The organism is Methylobacterium sp. Leaf89 (assembly GCF_001422215.1).
GTDB lineage: Bacteria > Pseudomonadota > Alphaproteobacteria > Rhizobiales > Beijerinckiaceae > Methylobacterium.
The window spans coordinates 232153-256831 of record NZ_LMML01000023.1 but is presented as its reverse complement, the minus strand read 5'-3'; the positions used below and the strand labels follow the sequence as shown (position 1 = coordinate 256831).

General features: G+C 66.6%; 15 protein-coding genes. 7 read left to right on the top strand and 8 right to left on the bottom strand.

Translation table 11 applies throughout. From position 1 onward, the window contains the following. Window positions 1-5 precede the first annotated feature (5 nt). Both ASF18_RS09285 and ASF18_RS09275 read left to right on the top strand, forming a co-directional pair. Window positions 6-584: a hypothetical protein gene (locus ASF18_RS09285; RefSeq protein WP_056350998.1), complete on the top strand. Its 579-nt coding sequence runs from the start codon at window positions 6-8 to the stop codon at window positions 582-584. 310 nt (window positions 585-894) lie between these two features. Next, entirely contained in the window at window positions 895-2007 is a 1113-nt protein-coding gene (locus tag ASF18_RS09275; protein ID WP_056350993.1) for a glycosyltransferase, read from the top strand. A gap of 318 nt (window positions 2008-2325) precedes the next feature. Here ASF18_RS09275 and ASF18_RS09270 read toward each other — a convergent pair whose 3' ends face one another. Next, entirely contained in the window at window positions 2326-7641 is a 5316-nt protein-coding gene (locus ASF18_RS09270) for a VCBS domain-containing protein (protein ID WP_056350991.1), read from the bottom strand. 666 nt (window positions 7642-8307) lie between these two features. On the opposite strand from ASF18_RS09270, the gene ASF18_RS09265 reads away from it, so the two are divergent. Further along, window positions 8308-8592, top strand: a complete 285-nt coding sequence (locus tag ASF18_RS09265; protein WP_056350989.1) for a hypothetical protein — start codon at window positions 8308-8310, stop codon at window positions 8590-8592. 34 nt (window positions 8593-8626) lie between these two features. Here ASF18_RS09265 and ASF18_RS09260 read toward each other — a convergent pair whose 3' ends face one another. Beyond that, window positions 8627-9760: a glycosyltransferase family 4 protein gene (locus tag ASF18_RS09260; protein ID WP_056350987.1), complete on the bottom strand. Its 1134-nt coding sequence runs from the start codon at window positions 9758-9760 to the stop codon at window positions 8627-8629. Between the two features lie 338 nt (window positions 9761-10098). On the opposite strand from ASF18_RS09260, the gene ASF18_RS09255 reads away from it, so the two are divergent. Both ASF18_RS09255 and ASF18_RS09250 read left to right on the top strand, forming a co-directional pair. Further along, entirely contained in the window at window positions 10099-11283 is a 1185-nt protein-coding gene (locus ASF18_RS09255) for an acyltransferase (RefSeq protein ID WP_082487319.1), read from the top strand. Window positions 11284-12254: 971 nt separating this feature from the next. Next, the gene (locus ASF18_RS09250; protein WP_056350984.1) at window positions 12255-14426 is read left to right on the top strand and encodes an AAA family ATPase; all 2172 of its coding nucleotides are present in this window, start codon (window positions 12255-12257) and stop codon (window positions 14424-14426) included. 532 nt (window positions 14427-14958) lie between these two features. On the opposite strand, the gene ASF18_RS09245 is transcribed toward ASF18_RS09250, so the two are convergent. Further along, entirely contained in the window at window positions 14959-16488 is a 1530-nt protein-coding gene (locus ASF18_RS09245) for an oligosaccharide flippase family protein (protein ID WP_082487313.1), read from the bottom strand. 246 nt (window positions 16489-16734) lie between these two features. Between ASF18_RS09245 and ASF18_RS09240 the strand changes: the two genes are divergently transcribed. Further along, complete coding sequence (locus tag ASF18_RS09240) at window positions 16735-17796, top strand: acyltransferase (protein ID WP_056350982.1); 1062 nt, start codon at window positions 16735-16737, stop codon at window positions 17794-17796. Here ASF18_RS09240 and ASF18_RS09235 read toward each other — a convergent pair. Beyond that, on the bottom strand, window positions 17744-19156 hold the full coding sequence (locus tag ASF18_RS09235) for an O-antigen ligase family protein (RefSeq protein WP_082487308.1): 1413 nt from the start codon (window positions 19154-19156) through the stop codon (window positions 17744-17746). The two genes, ASF18_RS09240 and ASF18_RS09235, sit on opposite strands and share 53 nt — an antisense overlap. Before the next feature lie 79 nt (window positions 19157-19235). On the opposite strand from ASF18_RS09235, the gene ASF18_RS09230 reads away from it, so the two are divergent. Beyond that, on the top strand, window positions 19236-20315 hold the full coding sequence (locus tag ASF18_RS09230) for an acyltransferase (protein ID WP_056350978.1): 1080 nt from the start codon (window positions 19236-19238) through the stop codon (window positions 20313-20315). A 67-nt stretch (window positions 20316-20382) separates the two neighbouring features. Here ASF18_RS09230 and ASF18_RS09225 read toward each other — a convergent pair whose 3' ends face one another. From ASF18_RS09225 to ASF18_RS09210, 4 genes are all read right to left on the bottom strand, one after another. Continuing rightward, window positions 20383-21570: an MFS transporter gene (locus tag ASF18_RS09225; RefSeq protein WP_200941369.1), complete on the bottom strand. Its 1188-nt coding sequence runs from the start codon at window positions 21568-21570 to the stop codon at window positions 20383-20385. A gap of 103 nt (window positions 21571-21673) precedes the next feature. Beyond that, entirely contained in the window at window positions 21674-23152 is a 1479-nt protein-coding gene (locus ASF18_RS09220; protein WP_056350976.1) for an MmgE/PrpD family protein, read from the bottom strand. 328 nt (window positions 23153-23480) lie between these two features. After that, window positions 23481-24062 carry a YceI family protein gene (locus tag ASF18_RS09215; RefSeq protein ID WP_056350974.1) on the bottom strand — a complete coding sequence of 194 codons (582 nt, stop codon included), beginning with the start codon at window positions 24060-24062 and terminating at the stop codon, window positions 23481-23483. Continuing rightward, window positions 24059-24661, bottom strand: a complete 603-nt coding sequence (locus ASF18_RS09210) for a cytochrome b/b6 domain-containing protein (RefSeq protein ID WP_056350972.1) — start codon at window positions 24659-24661, stop codon at window positions 24059-24061. The genes ASF18_RS09215 and ASF18_RS09210 overlap by 4 nt, the downstream gene beginning before the upstream one ends. Window positions 24662-24679: the final 18 nt, after the last annotated feature.

The window sequence follows — 24679 nt, the reverse complement described above, 5'->3', positions numbered from 1 at the left end:
GGACCATGCCTTCCGGGTTCTCGGCCGGCCTAGCCCTCGCTGTGATGCTCTTCAACGCATCTCTCGTGGCTGCCACCACCGCGCACGCTGCAACCTGCTCGAAGCTCTCGGCCAGCGAGACGCATCAGACCGTGGAGAGCTTCCTGAAGAGACCAGAGGGGGTCTTGGAGCAATATCCCGACGCGGGCATCAAGTTGACCTCGCATACAGCGTTGGTCCTGACCGCTGCGCCGGGCTCCGCGCTCACGCCGGTCCTCGACAACCTCAAGATTGCGACCGCGGACCAGAGGCGCTCGATCGGTCGTGGGCTGGGCCAGGCGGCCAACGCCTGCGTCTTCAGTGGCCAGCCGAATATCGCGCGGCAGATGCTCGACCAACTGCGTCAGCGCGAACAGCCCGACGCCTTTGCGAGCTTCAACGCGGTCTACATGCCGACGGCCGCCGCAGGATTGCCGCCGAGCCGGCAGCCCGAAGAATCGAGCAAGCGTCTCCTTGGTAGCCAGCGTCTCGCTGCGCCGGAGACCAACGTGTTTCGGGAAAATCTCATCGTTAACCCGCTGAGGCCGATCCAACCCATCAAGTGAGACGGTCGATCTCAAGGGCCTCTTCGGGCTGGTACAGAGCCTCGGCGAAAGGGTCGTCAGAGCGTGCGGACGGCCCCAGCAGGGCGATCTGCCCGCGCGGCCGATCCGTCCCTGCGCCGCGCCGCATCCGCTCCCTGCGCACGTCGCCCCTCGACCGGTAAACTCCGCGCCGGACGCCCTGGCGCATCTCCGCTCTGCCACTTAACAAGAACCGGTTGCAACGCGGCGAAGCCTGATCGGCGGATCTTCGAGGTGCGATCCCGACGGGCGCGCAGCCATCGGACAGAGTCGCAGGAGGCGAGGACGTTCCATGACGCCGCAAACCCCGGGCCGGCCTTCGCTGGCCATCTATCTGCCGGACCTGAGCGGCGGCGGTGCCGAACGGCTCTACCTGACCCTCGCCCCCGCCTTCGTGCAGGCTGGTTTTGCGGTCGAGTTCCTTTTGGATCGCCGTCGGGGCGAACTTCTGAACGCGGTCCCGGCTGGAATTCCCGTGCGCTCGCTCGGTGCGGAGCGCCAGCTCAAGGCCCTTCCGCGCTTGGTCGCCGATCTGCGCCGCTCGCCGCCCGATCTGCTGCTGTCGGCCATGGAGCACATGAACGTCACCGCGATCGCGGCGAAGATCCTCGCCCGTGCGCCGACCCAAATCGTCGTCAGCCAACACAACGCCCTCTCCCATCAGGCCCGCCGACCCGGTTTGAAGAACGCCGCCCTGCCGTGGCTCTATTCAATGGCGCTGCCCCGCGCCGCCGGGATCATCGCCGTGTCGGGCGGCGTCGCCGACGAGACGGCGCGGCTCGCGCGCCTGCCCCGGACACGGATCTCGGTCATCTACAACGGAACGGTGAATGCGGAGCGATCGGTGTCCGCCGCATCGCTGCCCGCCTGGTGGCCGCGCGCCCAGCGCGTGGTCCTCTCGGTCGGGCGCTTCGTGCCGCAGAAGGATCACGCGACCCTGCTGCGTGCCTTCGCAACCCTCCAGAGGCCCGACGACGCACTGGTGCTCCTGGGGGAAGGGCCGTTGCGGGGTGAGTTGGAGCAGTTGGCCACCAGTCTGGGCATCGGGGCGCAGGTGCTGATGCCCGGCTTCCTCGACGACCCGTTGCCGGCGATGGCCGCCGCCGATGTCCTTGCGCTCTCCTCGCGCTACGAGGGATTCGGGTTGGTGCTCGCCGAAGCGATGTCCTGCGGCACGCCGGTCGTCAGCACCGATTGCGAGTTCGGGCCGTCGGAGATCCTCGACAAGGGTCGCTTCGGCCGCCTCGTCGCTGTGGGTGACCCTGTTGCCATGGCGACCGCTCTCGCGGAGACCTTGGAGGCACCGCTGAGACCCGAGATCCTCGCGGCGCGGGGCAAGGTGTTCTCGGTCGCGAACTGCGCCGCCGGATACATTGCCGAGTTCCGTCGAATCCTGGCGCGCTGACGCACGTCGAGGTTCGGTGCGCGTCCCTCGCATGCCCCTGGCGGGGGCAGATTGATCGCCGTCCGGGTGGATGGCGGAATCGGGCTGTTCTGGATCGTACCGGTCCCGGCCAACGCAGCGCGTCGAGGCCGCTCCGGCTCAACCTGTGGCGTCGAACGCGCCGGAGCGTCGTCGCAGAGGCCCGTCCCACAAGCGGAACGGCTCTCCGCCCCAAGGTCCGACGGCCGGTCTCACGCAGGATGAAACCGGCCGCAGGGTTGATCGGGAGGCGCTCCGCCGCGGCTCGAGTCCGCTTCATCGGAGAGCCGAGCCCGGCATTCACGCGAGCATGTAATCCGACAGATGGTCGTGCTTGAGGATGGCGTGGGACGGATCCGTCACGTCAATCGACAGGGTTCCGATCGGTCCCTGGGCCATCGCATCGCGGGCCATGAAGGTGAAGCTGTCGGCGCCGACATAGCCGGCGGTGGGCGTGTAGCTGAAGCCGCCGTCGGATCCGAACGCGAGCTGCCCGTGCTGGGGGCCGCTCGCCAGCTTGAAGTTGAACGCAGCGTTGTGATCCACGTCAACCGCGTGAACCGCACCGGTGAGTGCCGTGCCGGCAGAGGCGACGAGACTCTCGGACTTCGCGACCGGGGCGTCGTTCACGCCGACGACGGAGATCATGAGCGCACCACGCGTGCCGTCAGTCGAGGTGACGCTCAGGCGGTCGAAGACGCGCTCGCCCGCTGCCAGCGACTGGACGGCCTCGCTGGCATTGTTGAGCGTGTAAACCCAGTGCCCACCCGCGTCGATGTTGGCCGAGCCGTAGATCCCCGCCAGCGTCCCAGCCCTGAAGGCAGCTTGTCCGACATCCGGATCGGCGATCGTCAAGTCGCCGCTGGCCGTCAGCACCGTGTCTTCCTTCAACAGACCGGTGTTCGTGCCGCTGATCGCAGCCGCATCGTTCGTGCCGCGCACCAGGATCTTCAGCGCCGATGCGGTTCCGTCGAAGCTCTTCACCTGCAGGATGTCGGTCACGACATCGGACGCGCCCAGGGACTGAACGGCCTGGCTGGCGTTGTCGAGCGTATAGGTCCAGTTGCCGGTCTCATCGATCGTGGCCGAGCCGTAAAGCCCTGCGATCGCCCCGGCCTTGAACACGGATTGTCCGGCGTCGCGGTCCACCACCGAGAGGGTGCCGGTCGCCGTCGGCGTCGTGTCCTCCTTGACGGTCCCGATCATCGAACCCGTGATGACGGCCGCGTCGTTGGCGCCCTTCACCGCGATCCGGATATTCGTCGCCGTTCCGTCGATCGTCGTCACCCGGAAGATGTCGTTCTGGACATCGGAGGCACCGAGCGACTGAACGGCTTCGCTGGCGTTGTTAAGCGCGTAGGTCCAGGCACCGTCCGACGTCATGGAGAAGTCGCCATACTGCCCGCTCAGCACACCAGATGCGGTGAAGCCGCTCTGGTTGGTGTCCGGATCCGTGACGGCGAGTGTGCCGGACGCAACCTTGATCCGATCCTCACTGACCGTGCTGATGGTGTTGCCCGTGATGACGGGGGCGTCGTTGTAGCCCCGGATCAGCACGGCGACGTCCTGGCTCACCGAACCATCGGCCGCGCGCGCCGTGAACGTCTCGGTGAAAAGGTCGTTGGCCGTGAGGCTCTGCACCGCGTCGGTCGCATTGGCGAGCGTGTAGGTCCAGTGGCCATCCGCATCGAGGTGGAACGTCCCGTAATTCGTCTGGACGTCCGAGCTGAGGAAGAGAGCCCCGGTCGAGATCGCCAGGTCTCCACTCACGACGAAGGCCTTGTCCTCCATGACGCTGCCGCTGGACAGGCCGGAGATCGCCGGGATGACGACGGGGCCGGCGACCGTCAGATCGAGCGTGGAGGTCTGGGTGCTGCCGACGCCATCCGCCACCGTGTACGAGAAGAGGTCGTGCACGACCGTATTGATCGGGACGTCCACCGTCCGGACGTAGGAATAGGACCCGTCGTCGTTGAGGGTGAGGGTGCCGAAGGCGCCGCCGATGCCGACACCGGTAGTCCCCGTTCCTTGTGCACCGGACACGTCCACAATCTTGAGCGCGTCGCCATCCGCATCGCTGTCGTTGGCCAGAACGCCAGCCGCTGCGTCGACTTGAAGGCTCGACCGCTGGACGAGGCCGACATCGGCGTTCGCCACAGGCGCACGGTTCACGAGCACGTCGAAGGTCGCCGTCGTTGAGCCGCCATGTCCATCATCGACCCGATAGTCGAAAACGTCATGGATCTTACCGGACACGCTCGCGATCGCCGTCTCGTCCGGCGTGTAGGCGAACAGACCACCGGCGGTGACGGACAAGGCGCCGTAGCGCCCGGCGATCGTGGTCCGGCTCTCGGAAACCGCCACCATGGTGTCGGGACTGCCATGAAGACCGATACCCGACAGCGTCAGCGCATCGCCGTCGAGATCGAAGCCGGACATCAGCGAGGTGAACGGCGCGCCGGTCTCATGCGCGCCGGACCCGTTCGCGGCGGCGTAAATCGTCCTGCCCGTCTGATCGAGGACAGGAGCCCGGTTGAGCTCCATCGAAAGTGTGGCGTCGACAGTCCCGCCCAAGCCGTCCCCGACGGTGAACGTGAACACATCGCTGGCATGGCTGCCGACCACATCGGGAACGCCAGTCACCGTGTAGGTGTACCGCCCGTCCGCGCCCAGGACGAGGTCTCCGAAGCTGCCATGCAGGACCTGCCCGACGCCAGAGGAGTCGTTTCCGAACGAGACGACCGAGAGCGTGTCCCCATCCGGGTCGACCCAATCCGTCAGGACGCTGCCGTTCTGGGACTGACCAGGCGCCGTCAGGACCGACCGAGTCACGTCATGCGGGACGGCGGCGCGATTGAGCTCCACGGTCAGGGAGGCGGTCTGGACGTGGCCGTGGCCGTCCGTGACGGAGTAGGTGAAGAGATCGGTCGGATGCTCGCCGCTGGGCAGATCCGCACGCGTGAGCACGTAGCTGTACGAGCCGTCCGCGTTCAGCGTCAGGTCGCCATAGGTGCCATGCAGCGTCCCGAATTCCGTCAGAGGATCGAGCGACGTGAAGGCAAGCAACCGGTCGCCGTCCGGGTCGCTGTCGTTGGCCAGCACGCCCGCGGCCGCCCCGACCAAGGCACGGCCCCCGGGCGCCAGAGTCAGGGTGAGGGTGTCGTTCACCGTGATGGGAGCATCGTTGACGACGAGATCGGACGCGAGGGTGTCGCCGTCTTCGAAGCGGAACACCTCGACGTTCGTGACGATGTCCGTGCCATGGTCGTCGAGACCGCCCACGTGGGCGATGGTGAAGGATTCGGTCTCCGTCGAGTAGCTGATGTCGTATTCGGCGCGCTGGCCGGAGAAGATGGCTATGTCCGTGCCCGCACCGCCATCGATCCGATCGTTTCCGCCGCCACCGGTCAGGGTGTCGTTCCCGTCGAGACCTTGCAGAACGTTGTCGCCGCTGTTGCCGACGATCACGTTGTCGAGCTGATTCCCTGTCCCCTGGAGCGGGGCCGAGCCGACAAGAACCAGCGCTTCGACATTGTCCGCCAACGTGTGGCTGACCGCGCTGCGCACGGTGTCGAAACCCGCGCCCGCCGCCTCGACGATCACCTCGCCCGCATCATCGACGACGTAGAGGTCGTCCCCGAGCCCGCCCGACAGTGTGTCGGCGCCCGCTCCGCCATCGAGCGTGTCGTTGCCGGCTCCGCCCGAGATCACGTTGGCGACCGTGTTGCCCCAGATCTGTGCGTCGCCCGTCCCCGTGTAGATCAGGTTCTCGACGTTGTCGGCCAGGTGGTAGTCGTGAAGCGTCGTGTAGACACTGTCGTTGCCGCCCCCGATGCCCTCGTAGATCGGGGCACTATCGGCTTTGACGATATAGAAGTCGTCCCCGTGATGCAGGCGCATCTGCTCGACGGGGTCCACCGGCGCGGCATCCGGCATGGAGGCACCCGGTCCCGGGGTGCGGAAAGCGTTCGGATCGGTCACGTCGACCGTCGTCCCGTCCGGGTGGACGACCTGCTGGGCCGTCGCCACGCCGCCCGTGTACGACGTGATCGTCGTCGTTCCATCCACGCCCACGAACGTGTCGGTCACGATGACCCCGGCGTCATCGTAGTTTCTGGTCTCGGAGCTGCCGTCCTTATACGCGTAGCTGGCGTAGAAGAGCGAATTGTCGTCGCGGTACTGCTCGAGCGTGATCTGCTTGTTACTGTCGGTGAAGGCCCGGTAGGCCCAGCTGTAGGGCTGGCCGGTGATGTGGTAGGCAACGATTTCCATCGTCACGTAGGCTGTCGTGCTGTAGATCTTATGCGTAACCTGAGCGACATCACCGTTCTTGACCGAGGTCGTGAACGCCTCGGTGGCGGTTCCGGTCGTGTCGTAGGTCGTGAAGGTCCGGTATCCGGTGACGCCTGACCAGAAGCCGAAGTTATACCCGCCCTCGATCAGCGCCAGCGTATCGCTGTTCGTGGCGACCAGCGACTTGAGCTGGGCGAGCGACGACACCGTGAGGGTGTGGGTGTCCGTCAGTTCGATGGCGCCGAGACTCGTCATCGCGTCGAGGTAGGTCAGGCGTGCGACCACATCGGTCGAGGTGCCGACCTCCAGCGGGATTTCGGACGATACCTTCGAGAGAACTCCGGACCCATCGACGACCGCGGCCGTGAACAGATGGCTGCCCGAGGAGAACTTGAGATCGGCCGTGAAACGCCCGTTCTCGTCGGCGATCGCGGTCGTGAGGAAGGTGGGGCCGTCGAAGATGGCGACCGTGCTCCCGGCGGCCGCATGCCCGGAGAACGTCGCGGTCACGGCTGACCCGATGCCTTCGTTCCGATCCAGTTGGAGCGTCGGGGCCTCCGCGAGCACGTGGCTCGCCGTACCGACGGCGGGGATCTGGACGTTGTCGCCGTAGGTGATGTCGAGGTCCGAGTAGACGACCGCCACGGTCTCCGACGCATGATAGCGGTAGAGGCCTTCCTTCCAGTAGACGGTGCCTTCTCCCGCCGGAGCGAATCCGAGCGGGCCGCTGTAGTCGGCGATGACGACGCCATCGCGAACGATGACGAGGCGCCCGTTCGGCCCATTGTCGAAGTTTGCGTAGACATCGTATTGATACGTCTGTCCACGAACGATCCCAGTGGAATCGCGGAAGATCTCTTGTGCGTATATATTGCCGTCCGCATCCTTCCAGCGGATCGTGGCTCCGATTCGATCGTCGCGATACGTATCAAATGCGAACGGAGGGGGGGATACTTGCTCGTCGGTCAGGAATTCGTGATGAATCTGTCCGAGCACCATCCAGGTAGCCGTAATCTTTGCCCCAGGCTCCAGCTGGAACTTGTAGGAGACATGCATCGGCGTACCGTACGTGACCTGCTCCGTACTGCCGATCTCCGATCTTTCCTTGCCGGTACCCACATCGTACCAGTTCACGTCGCCCGAGCGCACCTCGAAACGCAGCGCATCGGGCCCGACGGCGCGAACCGCCCAGCTGGCATACGGATTGAAGCCATAGCCACTGCCGGCGTTGTAGACGGTGTAGTCGTGGTTGCCGAGACCCAGCGTGTAATAGATCGGTGACTTTGTTTTCCAATCTTCCGCGGATACAACTACACCAGCCATTATGACGTCCTGTAAAAAACTATTAACCGTAAAGCCGGTGATTTTGGGGCCTACCGAGCGATTTGGAAGAATATAAGGCGGAGTATCGGTCGGGCGGGCGGAAGTGCGACTGGTTGGTAGGGTTAATTATTTCCTGTGGCAAGCCTTGTGCCAGCGGTGTGCGAGTCCGGGCCTCGCTGCCGAGATTGTCGAAGCTGCGTTGATTGGGCGCACGCGATCTGCCGGGAGTTTCGATGTCGGCCTTCTCGGATCGGCTCTCTGCTTGCTCCTCGACGACTTCCTGTCGGCCTTCGGTGAACTAGGTCCGATCGACTCGGTAGGGCTGGCCGACTGTGTCTTGGCGTACTCTGGTTGGCGCAACACTTCGCGATGATTTGATGGAATATGCGACGCTCTCATTCCGATCTCCGTCGATAGTTCGAACTGGTCTTCCGCCCCTCGGCCGAGCCGCTGCACGTGCGATCGAAGGCGAAGGACCCGGGGGCGTCGGGGATGGGATCGATGGAAGCCGCGAGACCGCAGTAGGCTTTTGGTTCCGTTAACTAAAGCCGATTCGGGCGTGGTCGGGGGCGTGTGCGTTTCATCAATCGATAACGCCTTGCCCCGGACTATGGCGATACATTGATCGACTTCGTCCTTTGTCTCTCTCGTGCTTGGACTTGAAAGATGCCGCAGATCTGGATCACCTACGATGAGCTCGGTGCTCATTACGGCGTTGCCTCCGATGGCGCTCGGGAGATCGCGCGCGCACGCATGTGGAGCCGCCGCCGGTCCCATGACGGTCTGACCCGCGTGAAGCTGCCGCCCGACGTCGCCCTCGCCTACATGTCTGCCTTCGTCAGCGAGGCGGCCGTGACCGCAGCCGACGATCTGAGACAGAGGGTTCAGGCATCGGGGTCCGCCCGCCTGGCAGCCGCCGCGGGGCCCTCCGCGATCGGGCGAGCCGCGTAGTTTCGACAAAGGGTCCGAGGGGACGGGGGCCGGCTCACGCCGGACGCCAGGACTGCACGACCTCGTCGTAGAAGGCATCGAGCCGCTCGCAGATGGTCGCGTCCCGCTCCGCTGCCGGCACGCCCGGCGCCGTCAGGCGCCAGAGGAGACGGGCGCGCGCCGCGCCCTCTCGCGCCAGTCCCTCCGCGAGAGAAGGGTCCTGCGCGAGACGCGCGAGGGCCGCCTCGATCGCCTCCGGCGTGACGGCATCGAGATAGAGCGCGCAATCGCCGCTGATTTCGCGCAGGCCACCCGTGCCCGACGACACGAGTGTCGCCGCACCGGCATGGGCTTCAACGGCGGTTCGGCCGAAGGGCTCGATCCACTTGGAGGGCACGAGGGAGATGGCGACAGATTCGTTAAGTGCCTTGATTCGGCTGAACGGCACCCCGGTCAGGAGTTCAGCCCGCGCTCCCATGGGAGCGAGGGCCGCCTTGACGGCGTCGAAGTAGGTCGGATTGCGCTCGGGTTCGGACACCACGAAGACGGCGCCCCACTCGGGATAGCGAGCCGCGAATCGGGCAACACCCTCGGCGGCCTCCAGGGCCCCCTTATCCTCCTGGGCGCGACCGACGAAGAGCACCTGCTTCGCGCGGGGCACCTTCGGTGTCCAACCTGAAAAGTCGAAGCCGTTGCTCACGACGGCCCGCGGCACCCGAACCTGCGGCCAGCGCGTCTCGAAATCGCGGCGCGTGGTTTCGCTGACGAAGGTGATTCCACCGAGCCGATTCAGACGCCACGCCGTCAGGGCATCGAGCGCCGCGGCAGCGGGGCCTGTTGCCGACGGCGCGACGAAGTTGTGCGTCTGGAGCACGACCGGCAACGAGGGGTTCAACGCCGCGATGCGGGCGGCGGTCGCGATGTGCTGCTGGAAGACGATCAGGTCGCAGCCCAGGCGCGCGACGGCCTGCCTCAGGTCCCAGGCCGTTCGGTAGCTCGCGAGCCGGCGGGCCGGCGCGAAGCGCTCGATCGACACGTCGAGGAGCGGCGCACCCCCGGCCTCGGCGAACACGGTCGTCCCCGACCGGTACCGGCTGCCCGCGACCCAGTCGGCGACGCAGAGTTCGACCGACGTCGCGTGACGCGCCTCGAAACGCATGCGCCGCGGCAAGACTTGGAAGATGCGCATCAAGGACCTCGGCGCGGGAGATGGGGGAACCGGCTGCGTTGGACATGGGGTGCAGGGCTGCCCACGCCGTCGTCGCCGAAGGCGGCAGTCATCACCGGGCTGGGTTCGATGTCCTGCAGCCGAGACGCGCTGGTGGATCGTCCTGCACGCGGCGCAACGGCCTGCAGGCCATAGCCAACCTTCTCAAGAACACCTAATCAGCAACGTCAAGGGAGCAGGCATGCGGGCTGCGTCGCGGCCTGCGCACGGCGTCGGCCTGTGGCTTTCTCGGACGGTCCCGCCGGGCTATGGTGCACCGCACCGTGCTCGACCCCGAAACGCAATGATGGTGGTAATCCTTGGACCAAAGGCCAACCGTCGGGGGCGCCGCGTCGCAGATTCGGACGCCCCGATCGGCGATCGACACGTCTGCGGCGCCCATCGATACGCGCGGCCCGAGCGGACCCCGTCAGCGCTTTACGGGGATCGAGGCGGCGCGCGGGATCGCGGCGCTGCTGGTCGTCGTCTATCACGCCAGTCGGAACATCGCCGAGCCTCGACTATACAATACGATGCTCCTGAATGGTCATTTCGAGATCTTTCATGTCGGAGTCGATTTCTTCTTCGTCCTGAGCGGCTTCATCATCGCCTGGATGCACTGGTCCGACATCGGGCGGCCGTCGCGCCTCAAGGGCTATGCCCTGCGCCGGTTGATCCGCATCTATCCACCCTACTGGGGCATCCTGATCCCGGTGACGATCGCCTTCTACCTCAGCCCGGGGTTCGGTCGTGGATTCGACCGCGAACTCGACACCACCCTCGCATCGCTCGCCCTCGTGCCCTGGCCCAAGCCGCTGATTATCGGCGTCGCTTGGACGCTGGTCTACGAGATGATGTTCTACGTGCTGTTCGGCCTCGCGATCGTTTTGGGCCGGTGGGGCATCTGGCTGTTTCGCATCTGGTTCGTCGCGATCCTGGTGGCGCAGGCCTTCCCGCCCCTTCCGCTTCCGCTCAACATCCTGCTGTCGGCCTACAACCTCGAATTCCTGCTCGGGGTCGCGACGGCGATCTTCCTGTCCCGGGCAAAGGTGTCACGGCCGGCTCTGGTTGCGATCGGCGCAGGGCTGGCCTTCGCGCTCTTCATGGCCCTCGGCAATCAGTTCCCGGACATCTCCCTCGCCTTTCGGCTCGCGTTCGGCCTGCCTGCGGCGGCTCTGATCGCGGGACTCGTGGAACTGGAGCGTTCGGGACGCCTTCGCGTGCCCTCCGTTCTCGTTTTCCTCGGGTCGGCGTCCTACGCGATCTACCTGCTCCACCCGGTCGTCCTGGCTGCGCTCATCCATGTCCTTCTGCGGGGTCTGCCCCAGGACGTGCCGCTCGGCCTCGTGCTCATCACGCTCGTCGCGGGCGGGACTGCGGCCGGGTGCCTGTATCACGTCCTCGTCGAGCGTCCCCTGACCCGGATGTTGAGGCGACGCCTCATCGAGCCATCGAAGCCCCCTGGCGCCGCGTCGGCGGACGTGGCGGGCGGCCTCGTCCGCTGACGCCCCGCCGGCAATGTGCGCCGAGCAAGCTCTATAAGGATGGCTGCGTGCGTTGCACACCGGCCTTGCGCCCAGAGAGGACCTCGGATTGCGAGGCCGGGTCTTCCACCCCGTTCGCGGCGCGCCAATCTCTCCCTGGCCACCGGTGTGGCGATCCGGGATCTGGCCGGCTGGCCCATGTCAGACCGGCGCACGGCCATCGCGAGCGTGCGATTCTAAGATTGGCACCCATTGTCCCGCCGACAGCGCGCATAATTGAAGTAGCAGTTCTGCCGACAGGCGCGATACTCGAGCCTGTCGGGGTTTCCCAGTATCGAGCAGTACTTATTTTGGCACATTACCACGCCGTCGTCGCATTGCTGCGCGCCGCTCGGGGAGCACTTCGGAGTTTGGCCCTGGCCAGAGCCCTGGGCATGCGCAAAATTACAGAGGCACAGGAGAAGGGCTAGAGATATCAACCGCAACACAATGAAATCTCGCGCTACTCTATGTCTGCCCGTGACGTTCGACCGGTCACGTCATCAAATCGTCAATTCGGGCGAAGTTGCATCGTTGGGTTTACGATTCCGTTGATCAATCTCGCAGAAGCGCCGATGAAGCGCAATCCAGCCCTTCCACGGCGTCCGATGTAGACTCACCGTAGACTCATCTGTGCCGTGATCCTGCCGATTTGACTCGATACGGTTCTGTTTGCCGACGCAAATTCAAGCTTCGCGTTCCGTAACAGAGTGACTGATTTTTACCGGTCTTGGCGATTGCGAACTTCCACCCTTACGCCCAAGCCGGGATTTTGATAGACACCCGGATGGGATGAGCGCGGTTCCGACGCGACCGTTACGCCGCACCAAAAAATTCGATCAGGATTGCCGCTTGGCCAGGCCCTTGCAGGTACGACCCTGATGTATGCTTGCTAGAGGTCGAGAATGCTTAGGGTAAACAATCTTAGCCAACCCGCGTCGGTCGATCAGACGATGCCGAGCGGTGGCTTTGAGATCGCGACCTATGTCAAGATCGCGCAGCGGCAATGGCCGACGATCCTGGCGGTGACCCTTCCGCTGGTTATGCTTGCCCTCATCTATGTGCTGACCGCACAGCCCAAGTTCACCGCTTATGCAACGTTGCTGATCGATACGCGGAAGAACCAGCTCCTCTCCTCGCAACAGCAGGTGGTCGGCGATCAGGTGTTCGATTCGACCGGCGTCGAGAGCCAGGTCGAGATCCTGAAGTCCGACAGCATCGCACTCGCGGTGATCCGTGACCTCAAGCTCGTCGACGACCCGATCTTCGCGGATGGTGGCCTCATCCGGTCGATCATCAATCTGTTCGGCTCCGACGAGCCGGCCACACCGGCGGAAAAGGAGCAGGCGACGGTCGCGGCGTTCGAGCGGAACCTGCAGATCAAGCGGGTCGGACTGACCTACGCGATCGAGATCAGCTACACGTCGACCGATGCGGCCAAGTCCGCAGCCATCGCGAACGCCATCGCGGATGCCTACACCACGACCGAACTCGAGAGTCGCTACGAAGCGACCAAGCGCGCGAGCAAATGGCTTCAGGATCGTATCCGGGAACTGCGCGAACAGGCGACGGTCGCGGAGGCGGAGGTCCAGAAGTTTCGGTCCGACAACAACATCATCGACACGGGTCGTGGCTTGCTGACCGAACAGCAATTGGGTGACGTCAACGCCCAGCTCGTATCTGCTCGCGCAGCCACCGCAGAGGCAAAGGCCCGTCTGGATCGGATCAACCAACTCAGCAAGGAAGACATTCCGAACGCGACCGTCACCGATGCACTTCGCGATGACGTGATCACCAGGCTCCGCGCGCAGTATCTCGATCTGTCCGCCCGCCAGGCGGACTTTTCGAATCGCTATGGCGCGACCCACGCCTCGGTGCAAAACCTCGTCCGGCAGATGACAGAGATCCGTCGTTCCATCCGCGACGAGGTCAATCGGATCGCCGAGACCTACAAGAGCGAGTACGAGATTGCCCGCACCCGCGAGAAGTCGCTGCAGGACAGTCTCGCCTCGCTGGTAACGAGTGCGGGCACGACCGGCCAAGCCCAAGTCAAGCTTCGCGATCTGACGAGTTCGGCCCAGACCAACCGAAATCTGTACGACACGTTCCTGCAGCGCTTCATGGAAGCGACGCAGCAGCAGAACTTCCCGGTGACCGATGCGCGCCTAATCTCGGCCGCGACGCCCCCGAAGCGCAAGAGTTCGCCGAAGACGATCATCATCGTGCCGGGTGCCCTGGCGCTCGGCCTCCTGCTCGGGTTTGCCGCCGCGCTCGGCCGCGAGAAGCTCGGTGCCCGCGTCTTCCGCACCGCCGCCGACGTCGAGTCCGAGACGCAGGTCGAATGCCTCGGCATCCTGCCCAATGCGGCTCGCCTTCCCGCCGCGCCAATCCCCGCCACGGCTGGGCTTTTGAGGACTGCCATGGCGCGACAGGCGGTCGACGCCCCGTTCTCGCGCTTCTCCGAGTCCCTGCGCGCGGTTAAAGTCGCGGCCGACATCAGCGCGATGAACCGTCAGAGCCGGGTGATCGGCATCGTCTCGGCATTGCCGAACGAGGGCAAGACGACCGTCGTCGCGAACCTGGCCGGGACCATCGCCGCTTCGGGACGCACGGTGCTGGTGATCGACGGCGACCTGCGCAATCCGTCGCTGACGCGTCTGCTGGCACCGGAGGCACGCGAGGGGCTGATCGAGGTCCTCAGCGGAAGCCGCTCCGTCGCCGACGTCACACAGGTCGATTCCGAGACAGGCTTCCGGCTGCTGCCCGCCGTTCTGAACAAGCGCATGTGGCAGACCGCCGAGTTGCTGTCGTCGGAAGCGATGGCTTCGGTCTTCGAGGCGGCGCGTCGCCAGTTCGACTATGTCCTGATCGACCTGCCGCCGGTCCTGCCCGTCGTCGACGTCCGCGCCGTCTCCTCGATGATCGATTGCTTCGTCATGGTCGTGGAGTGGAACAAGACCTCACGCCAGGCTGTCGCCGAGGCCCTAGATGGAACCGAGTTCCTGCGTGACCGCCTGCTCGGGGTCATCCTGAACAAGGCCAGTCCGGCGCAACTGCAGCGCCTGGAAGGTTATAAGGGCGCCTACTACACCAGTTACTACCACGAGAGGCCTGAGGCCGCCTGAGGCCGCCGCTTCGGTCACGCCGCGCTGCTCTGCATCGGTGCGGCTCGACCGGGATCTCGGCCGGGCATCGAAGGTCGAAAGCCTCGCTGCATGGGCGGTCCGGGATCGGGGCCTCCGGCAGAGGGGGCTCCGACGGCTGCCGGCAGCCTCGATGCATCTCGGGCGACGGGGCCGTCCGCACCGCGCGTTGCGCGCGGGAGGGTCGACGCGCCGGCGCCGTTTCCCTGCCCGGGCCGATCCCTGTCCGCACTGCGACGCGCCCGCGTTGATCCACCATCCACGATCGGTCCGAGCCCGCCGCGTCACGCGAAACGAGGCGCGGGCGTCCCCGCGACCGCTCGCGCGCTCACGGCACGCGGGGCGATCGTAGGGGATTCGGCCCCTGGCGCGTCCCGCCACTCCGCGAGGACGATCGCACCATCCAGCCCCGGGTCGGGTGTCGAGCCCTGCTCGGAGGCGCCTGCGGCCCACCGAGCCGGAAGCCCGGCCTTTCGAAGGCCGAACCGGAGACGCCTCCGCCGTTTCCGAGGCGTCAGGCCCTCCGCCGCTGCAAGCGTTCCAAGAGGGGGGCGCCCAGGCTGCGCAGCCGTCGGAGCGAGGGGGGCAGGAGCAGGGCGAGGAAGGGCGCGGCAATGGCCCAAGGCCCCAGTTCGCGCCAGAACAGTCCGATCGCGGCCGCGCCCCACCACAGGGCGGTCAGCCGGTAATCGGGAGTTCCGACCGTACGGGCGAGGATGAGGTGTAGGATGGCATAGGCGGGGAGCGTCGCCACCTCGCCGAAGCCGTATCCGCGCAGGCCGTAGAGCGGGACGGCGATGGCGGCGACGCCGGCGAACAGGGCAACGTGGACGACATGATAGCCGGCGAGCGGCCAGTTCCGGTTCAGAACCGACAGCGTCGCCGTGTGCATGTTGAACGGCGCCATCGTCAGGTAGGACAGCGCAAGGTAAGGATAGATGTCGAGCACCGGCAACCAGCGCTCGCCGAAGACGAGCGGTACGATCCACTTTCCGAACCAGGCAAAGGCGAGGAGGATCGAGCCAATGGCGAGCGTCTGTAACTCCATGCCCTGGGTGATGGCTCGCAGAAGACGCGGGACGTCGGAGGTCACCGAGCGCAGCACTGCAACGGAAAGCCGCCAGGCGATCGTCTTGAGGACGCTCAACATCTCGACGATGCCGACCGTCATGCCGACGATGCCCACCGCGGTCGCACCGAAGGCGGGTCCGACGATCAGCGGATTGACGAGGCTGCGAGCCTGCCAGATCCAGTTCTGCGCCGAGAACGAGAAGGCGTAGCCGAGCAGGTGACGGGCCGCCGCGGGCTGCCAGCGGAAGACGGGCCAAGCGCGCGTCAGCACGTGGGCGAGCACGAACGACACGCCCTGTTGCCCGACCCAGGCCACGGCCAGCGAGACGGCGCCACTCCCTCCGAGCACCAGCGGAACCGCGATCAGATAATAGGCGAGCTGACCCGAGAGCTCGATGGTCGCGACCGAGCGATAATCGAGCGCCCGCTCGGCGCGCGCGGTCGCGGGAATCGAGAGCACCTGGAGCGGGATCGCGAGCACGAGAACGCTCAGGACGTCACGAAAGCCCTCGACGTTGACGTATCCGGCCAGCAGCGCGCCGCTTCCCTCCAGCACGACCACGAGGGCGAGGGCCGTTGCGGCGAGGAGCGTGTAGCTCGTCCCGTACTCCTCCGCCGTCAATTCTTTCTCGTGGCGCAGAAGGCAGACGCCGATGCCAGCCTGTCCGAGGCTCAACCCGTATTGGTAGACGCCGATGGCCGCCACGTAGGCACCGTAGCGCTCAGGTCCCAGGATGCGACTGATCAGCAGAACGCCGATGAACTTGAGGAAGATCGAGATGATCTGGCGTCCGAACAGGAACGCGCTTCCCCGGAAAATCGCCGCGCGGGCCGTGGTGCCTCCGCCCGCCCCGGCGGGCGCACCGGCGGCGTCGGCGGCCGTCCCCTCGACCGGATTGGGCATCGCGGGCGGGATTGCAGCCTGAGACAGGCCGGAGGTTGCCTCGGAGGCGGGGCGATCAGGATGGGGCATGGCTGATCCTTAGGATGTGCCGCAAGCTTTGTCCCGGCTGCTGGAGTTGGAGATCACGCCTCGCCTCCGAGATCGCCTTGAACTTGCTGCACCTGTGGCTTCGTGGCACCTGTCGGGCGCGGCCGGTGGGTCGGACCCCAGATCGATTGAGAGGAAGATATGGCCGTCATCTTGGGGGAGGCCGCGTCGGTCTCTGTTGCCGGACATCCGCACGCGGTGCCTGCCGCTTCCGGGTCGCGTACGATCATGAGCCTGCAGTATGGACGCGGAGCGGCCGCGCTCCTCGTCTGTCTGTTTCATGTCTATGGCTTCACCGAAAAGTATTTCGGGGTGACGACAGGCGGACGCATCTTCGAGGGCGGCCATTCCGGGGTGGAGTTTTTCTTCGTCCTGAGTGGTTTCATCATCGCGACCGCCCACGCACGGGACATCGGGCAGCCGCATCGCATCGGGACGTTCTTCCGGAAACGGGCGGTCCGTATCCTGCCGATGCTCTACCTCACCGTCGTCCCGCTCGGCGTGCTGTTCCTGACTCACCCCGTCTACGGAGCCGATCGAGCTCTCACACTGCCCAAGTTCATCCTCGACCTGCTTCTGATCCCGCGTGAGGGCCTGCTGACGTTGGCGCCGGCCTGGACCCTTCAGCACGAATTCGTCTTCTACCTGTTCTTCGGTCTCGTCATCCTACGCCCGGCCCTGGGCATGGGGGTGTTCGTCGCCTGGCAATTGGCGTGCCTCGTCACGGTCGCCTTCCGGCTCGTCGAGCCCGACTATCTCATGCCGATCAACAAGCTGCTCGGCGTGCACAATTTCGGGTTCGCACTGGGGCTGGGCGTGGCTTGGCTCTACCGCTCCGCCTATTTCCCCCACCTGACGCGCGTTCTGCCGGTCCTGTCGACCGTCGCCATCGCGGGCCTGATCGCCCTTTTCGTAGGCGAGTGGCGCTCCGGCTCCGGCGTCCTCGGTGGTCCGGTGCCGCTGACGCTGGCCTATCTTACCTGCTACGCCGTGCTGATGACGGCTCTGCTGGCGCTGCCCAACCGGCCCCGCCCGCGCCTCGACGCCACCCTGGGTCTCCTCGGGGCGGCCTCCTACGTGCTGTACCTGATCCACGAGCCCGTCGCGTCGATCGCCGTGAAGGTCCTCATGGCGGGGCCCTTCAAGGCGTATGTCGGACCGAACATGGCCTACATCGCGACGGTCGCAGCCGCGGTCGTGGCTTCGATCATCGTCCACCTCTTCGTCGAACGGCCGGTTACAGCCTTCTTGACACCGAAGCGGCGGGTGGATCCGGCTCGGGGCGCATAACCCCGCCGGCTCGCCGAACGCGGTCCTGTCGGCCTGCGCCGACCGCGCGCCGGCCGGACGCGGCGGCCGGCCCTGACTGGCCGACCCGACTCAGCTCGTCCGTCAGCATGGTGAAGGATAAGGCGAGCCAGAACATCGAGGCCGTGCCCGGGTCGGTCAGGACGGTCTCGCTGAAGCCGCGGATGAAGATGTTGAGGATCAGGAGGCTCGGCAGCATCGTCGTTGCCGAGCCGAGCTTCATCGCCCGCAGCGAGAGCCGGCCCGCCCGCAGGAACAGGAAGGCGGCAAGCGCGACGCCGACCACACCGAGCTGGATCCACACGTCGAGCCAGTTGTTGTGCGAGTGAGGGACGCTCGTGCCGACGAGTCCATCGATGATCTGCGTCTCGGACGACTTGATGTTCCAGAAGCCGTAGCCGTAGCCCAGGATGGGCCGGCGCTGGATGATGTACCAGACAGCCTGCCAGATGGGCGTCCGCCCGGTGAGATCGCTGCTGCGGCCGACGAGACTGAGGAGGTCGGTAGATTGCTGGACCAGAGCCAGGACAAGCCCCACGGTCAGAAGCAGCAGCGTGACGAGAACCTTGTCCGAAGGACTGCGCAGCAGCGAGATCGCTGCGATCACCAGGCAGATCAGCGCGCTGATGGCTCCGGTCGCCGACCGCGCATTGACCAGGAGGCCCAGCAACGCGAGGAACGTGACGGCGGCGAAGAGGCGATTCGAGGCGCGACGCCGGAAGGATTCGAACACCACCAGGGTGCCGAGCGCGGCGGTCGCGCCGAGGAAGTTCTTGTGGCTCGATGCCCCGCGCCATGCGTCGGTGTAGCCGTTGAGCAGGCTGAGGCCGTAGGCGGGGAAGAAGGCCACCGCCACGTAGCTGCTCACCGCCGCGATCGCAAAGGCGCGCGTGAGCAGCTTCAGCAACTCGTCGTACGCGAAGCGCTGCACGAGGTAGATGGGATACACGACAATGATCGTGAGCCGCGCGCACCGATTGATGACCGTGCTCGGCTCCGCCGACCAGGTGACGCTGACGAACGCATAGGCACAGAAGAGCAGTAGCGGCCAAGATTTGAGTGCCGCTTGCATCATCCTGTCGACATCTCGGAAAGAGAAAAATACGAGACAGGCAATGGTGATGACGAGCGTGAGGGTTGCCGACGGGAAGGCCGAGACAACAACCGGATCGTTTGCAAGCCGGTACTGAGGCGCTAGATAGTTCTCAAGCGGCAGAAACGTCGAGAGCATTTGAAAGCCGACGATAATCATCGCGACCAAGCCCTCGATCGAATCTGCTCTACCTGTTTTATCCGTCATGCGCGTCAGCCCCACGGGTGGCGACCCGGTCGGCCAACCCATAGCGGCATCTCGGACGGCTGTCGATTGACGCCGCGCCGGAGAGCTTCCGCGAAAGTTCCCCCTCGTCTATAGCGTTACCATGGATACGTTCGCAGCCACGACCAGCCCGGCGCACGGGCCTGCTTCAGCGGACGGGACCGCATCGCCGGGCCTCCGGGCTGCCCCGGCCGAGCGCGAGCGGCTCCTAGACATCGATCGGGCGAAGGGACTGGCGATCACCCTCGTGGTCCTGGGCCACCTCGTAAAGTCCGGGACCCTGGGCGAGCAGGCCTGGTACGCACAGCTGAAGCTGGCGATCTATGCGTTCCACATGCCCTTCTTCATGTATCTGAGCGGTTTCGTCTTCTTCTATACGGGTTGCCATCTGCGCATCGGGGCCGCCTACGGGCGACTGGTCCGCCAGAGATCGCTGCGCCTGCTGATGCCCTTCGGCATCATGCTGGTGCTGACCATCGTCGGCAAGACTCTGGCCTCGCACGTCATGTACGTCGACGAGGCTCCGAGGGGATTCGGCGGGGGGCTCTACGATGCTGTCTTCGCAACCAAAACCAGTCCGGTCTTCTCCATCTGGTACCTGTGGGTGCTGTTCGTCTACTCGGTCGTCTTTCCCGTGCTGTGGCGCCTCACGCGCGGCTCGTTCCTGGTGATCGCAGTCATCGCCCTGGTTCTTCACGCTCTTCCGGTGGCCGATGTACTGTTCGCCGACCGGATCCTGGCGTTCTTCATCTTCTTCGTCGCGGGTTGCTTCGCGGCCGGCTTTCGCCATGCGATCCTGCCGGCCATGCGGCGTTATCTGCCGCTGAGTGCCGCCATCTTTGTCCTGGCGCTGGGCATCGTGACGCGCGTACCGAACGGGTGGGATGCGCTGCTCGTCGTCGGCCTGCTGTCGATGCCGGCCTTGCATGGGCTGATGCTCAGCAGTCTCGTCGCGCGCGACCGTATCCTGCTGGCGATCGGCAGCTTTGCCCTGGCGATCTATCTCTTCAATACCGTCTTCATCGGCTTGGCGAAGGCCGTCTATCTGAAATTTCTGCCCTACACGGGGGCCGGCTTCGTCGGGCTTATCGTCTTCACCTTCATCGCGGGCCTCGTCGGGCCGATCCTGTTCAAGGTGCTCGTGCTGCGCCGCTCGGCAACACTCGACCGGTTCACGAGCTGACGGCGGCCCGCCGGGTTCTGCGGCGCGCGGGCTGTACCGGCGCGGCGGATCCGTCCCCCTGCGCGCGTCACCGCGACGGCGTCGTCGCCAGGCGCCGGGCCGTGACGAGGCCGAGGCCGGCGATGACGACGGCGCAGAGGCTGAGGGCGGTGAGCTGGCCGAGGCCCCGGAGGGCGCCACCGAGGATGGCCACGCCCAGGGCCTGTCCGCAGAAGAACGAGAAGGCGTGGAGCGCCACCGCCGAGGCGCGGGCGGTCGGCGCCACCTCGGTCACCTGCACCTGAAAGGTGTTGTGGAGCATGTAGAAGCCGAGCCCCAGGGCCACCAGGGCGGCGCAGTCGAGCTGCCAGGTGCCGGCCAGCCCGAGGGTGACGAGGGCCCCGGCGCAGATCAGGCCGCCGCCGATCAGCATCCGCGACAGGCCGAGGAAGCGCAGGAGCAGGCCGACCGAGAACGCGTAGAGCAGCCCGCCGGCGGCGAAGCCGGCCAACGCCAAGCCGGCCTCGCGGGCCCCGCCCTCGCCGCGGGCCTCGATCAGCGGGGCGAGGTGGGGAAAGATCCCGAACACCGCGATCGCCTCGATGAACACGGCCCCGAACAGGATGCGGGCGCGCGGATTGCCCACGATGGTGCGGTAGCGCGCGACCGCCGTGCGGAAGTCCGGTCGCCGGGCCGGGGCTGCCGCGCGGCGGTCGAACCCGAGGAGCGCCGCGCCGCAGCCGAGGGCCGCCACCGCCGCGGTGATGGCGAAGACGCCGGCCCAGCCGATCGCCCCCTCGATCAGGCCCGCGAAGGTCGAGCCGGAGAGCTGCCCGAGAATCACCGCCACGAGGAAGCGGCCGATGGCGACCTGCCGGCGTTCGATCGGGATGCGGTCGCCCATCAGCGCGAGCGCCAGGGGGACGACGCCGCCGGCGCTGCCCCCGGCGATCATCCGCAGGACGAACAGGGTGTCGAGGCTGGTGGTCAGCGCGCAAGCTGCCAGCGCCAGGGTCAGGATGCCGAGGCAGATCGCGATGATCCGCTCCTTGCCCAGGGCATCGCCGACGGGGCCGAGGATCGGCTGGATCAGCGCGTAGGGCAGGGCGAAGGCGGTGGAGAGCAGCGCCACCGTGTGGGGATCGCTCTGCAGGTCGCGCGCCAGCACGCCGACCAGCGGCTCGATGGAGCGGCCCGCGAAGGTGCTGGCGAAGCCGGCGAAGGCCAGGATCACGATCAGGCGCGTGGTCGAGAACTCGGCCTTCAGGTCCGTGATCCTTGCTGGCGGCGGGCGAGGGGGGGCTGGCGCAGGGCGAGGCCCAGGAGCGGGCATCGCCATACGCGGCCGGGATCGGCCCGTCGATCCCGATCCTCCGCGGTCAGGCCTGGACCCCGGCCCGGGCCACGTCGCCGGCATTCGGCAACTCGGCGATGCGCCAGCACAGGTCCATGACCCGGCGCACCTGGGCGTCGGGCAGGATCCCGTCCGCGAGGTCGGTGAACTTGGTCTCCAGCGCCGCGTCCGACATCGGCCGCTCGACGCTGCCGATGGCATGTTCGATGCGCCGGGGCAGGCTGCGGCCGTCCGTCAGCACCACCGTGAGCTCGACCTGCTCGGGCCGGATCGCCGGGTCGACCACCGGCTTCACCCGGGCGCGCAGGGCCGCGATCACGGGGTCGTTCACCGCCCGGTCGCTGAACTGCTTCTCGCCGCCGGCCCCCTCCACCAGCGCCACCGCGACGGCGTGGGTGATGCTGAACTTGCCCTCGAGGCCGGTGCGCGGCGTGGTCTTGCCGGTGAGTTCGAGCACCAGGGGATGGACCTTCATGTCGACCCGCTCGATCATGTCGGCGGTGAGATGGGCCTCGTTGCGCAGCTGCACCGCCGCGTCGATGGCCGGATGCATGACGATGCCGCAGGCGAAGGGCTTGTAGGTGTTCAGCGCCGCCTCGTAGCGGGTGCCGAGCCCTTCCGTGATCTCGCGGTAATCCTGCTTCGTCGAGATGGTGTTGGCCCAGCCGCGCCTGGCCTCGATCATTCCGTCCGAGCTCGTGTAGTTCTTCGCGGCCAGGATCGCGGCGAACAGGCCGTTCGAGGCGGCCCGGCCCGGATTGAAGCTCTTGTTCATGGAGCCGAAGGATTCGCGCAGGCCCACGGGCTGCGAGGCGGCGAGCCCGAGCGCCCAGACCATCTGCTGCTCGGTGAGGCCCATCAGCTTGCCCGTCGCGGCCGCCGCCCCGAACACCCCGGCGGTGCCGGTGATGTGCCAGCCGACATCGTAGTGGTTCGGGTAGACCGCGTTGCCGATCCGGCACTCCGTCTCGACGCCGAGCACCAGGGCGTTGAGGAAGTCCGCCCCCGAGACCGGGTTCATCTCGGCGTAGGCGAGGATCGCCGAGGCGACGGGGCCGGCCGGGTGGATCACGGTCTTCAGGTGGGTGTCGTCGTAATCAAAGATGTGGCTGGCGACGCCGTTCAGGAAGGCGGCGTTCAGGATGTCGAAACGCTCGGGGCGCCCGAACAGGCCGGCCTGCGGCGGGCCGGAGAACGGCTTGAGGGCCGAGACCGCGACATCCAGGGTCTCGTGATGCGATCCGCCGATGGCGACGCCGACCCAGTTCAGCAGGGTGCGGGTGCCCTCGCGGCGGACGGCCTCGGGCAGGTCCGCGTAGCGCGCGCCGACCACGTAGCGGGCGAGGATCCGGGTGACCTCCGGCGGCACCGGCTTCGATTCCGCCTTGGCCTCGCCCTTCGGCTCCGGTGCGGCTTGGGCGGGACGGACGGCGCTGCCGGTTCCCGCGAACGCGAGGCTCGCGGAGCCGAGCAGGGCGCGGCGGTCGATCGTCGGCACGGGCATGGATCTCTTCCTCTGGCGTCCTGCAGCTCGCGCCCGCGTGGACGCCGCCGTGCCGGACGCGCCGGGGCCGAGGCCGCCGGCGGGACCGGAACCGAGGCATAACCCGACCCTCGCGGCAGGGCTCCCGCTTTCTGCAAGCCATCCGCGGTTTTGCGCGCCGGTTACGCATGAGAAACAAGATATCCGGTCGGATACAAAAGTCTCGATGCGCCGTGCAAGCACAGGTTTCGCTTTCGGAGCGTCCTTCCGGCGACGTGCAATCGGAGAGATGCGATTCAGCGTGAATCCCGATGAGCCCGCCGACGGCCCATGTGCTGGCCGATCCGCTTCAGGGCTTGGGGGCCGTCTCCGTCGCAGTGAGGTCGATGTCGACGCCGACCTCCAGGGCGACCCATTGGCCCGAAGCCCAGGGGCCCTGTCCGACGCCGAACTGCGTGCGTACGAGGTCGAGGTGGCCCACCGCCCGGGCCGTCGCTCCCGCGAACGTCAGGCGGAAGGGCAGGACCGCGTCGCGGCGGATGCCGCGGATCGTCAGGCTGCCGACGGCCTCGTAGGCGTCGCCGCCCTTGGCGACGAACCGCGTCGCCTCGAACCGGGCCTGCGGCGTGGCCTTGACGTCGAACCACTCCGCCTGGGGCAGGGCGGTATCGCGCTGGGCATCGCCGGTCTCGGCGCTCGCGAGGTCGATATCGACCACGGCGTGCCCCGTCTCCGGGGTGGCGGGGTCGAAGGTGATCTGTGCGCTGAAGCGCTTGAAGCGACCCTTGAAGGGCGTGCCGACCTGGACGCCCGAGAACCCGATCCGACTCTGGGCCGCATCGACGGTCCAGGCTGCGGCCGCGGCGCAGGCGGGCAGGGCCAGGGGCGCCGCCGCGAGGGCGACCGCGAAGGCGAGGCGAGCGGCGATCATGGCTGGAATCCGGACTTGAGCGGGGCGCGGGGCAGCATCCGCCGGAGGGTGTCGTCGCGCAGGACGAGGTGGTGGCGCAGGGCCGCACCGACATGCAGCAGCAGGAGACCGATGAGGAACCAGGCCCCCCAGGCATGGACCTGCTTCAGCACCGCCTCCACGGCGGCCTTGTTCGCCAGCTCCGGCAGCACCGGCAGGTGCGGCCAGGGCAGGACGCCGTAGAGCACGGTCGGCAGGTTGAAGGGCGAAGCCGAGACCACGGCCCAGCCGACGAGCGGCAGGCCGAGGAGGAGCCCGTAGAGCAGGGCATGGGCCGCGTGCGCGCCGGCCCGCTCCCGGGCCGGCAGCGTCGCGGGCAGGGGCGGCGGCCGGTGGGCCAGGCGCCAGCCGAGGCGCAGCAGCGTCAGAACCAGCACCGTGAGGCCCACCGACTTGTGCCACTGGTAGAGCTGGAACCGGCGCATCGGCGCCAGGTCCCCGTGCGTCATGGCGAGACCGATCGCGATCAGCCCCAGCACCGCCAGCGCACTGAGCCAGTGCAGCGCGATGGCGACGCGGGTGTAGCGCGGCTCGGGCCCGACGCGGGCGGTCTCGGTCATGACGCGCTCCCTTCGGCG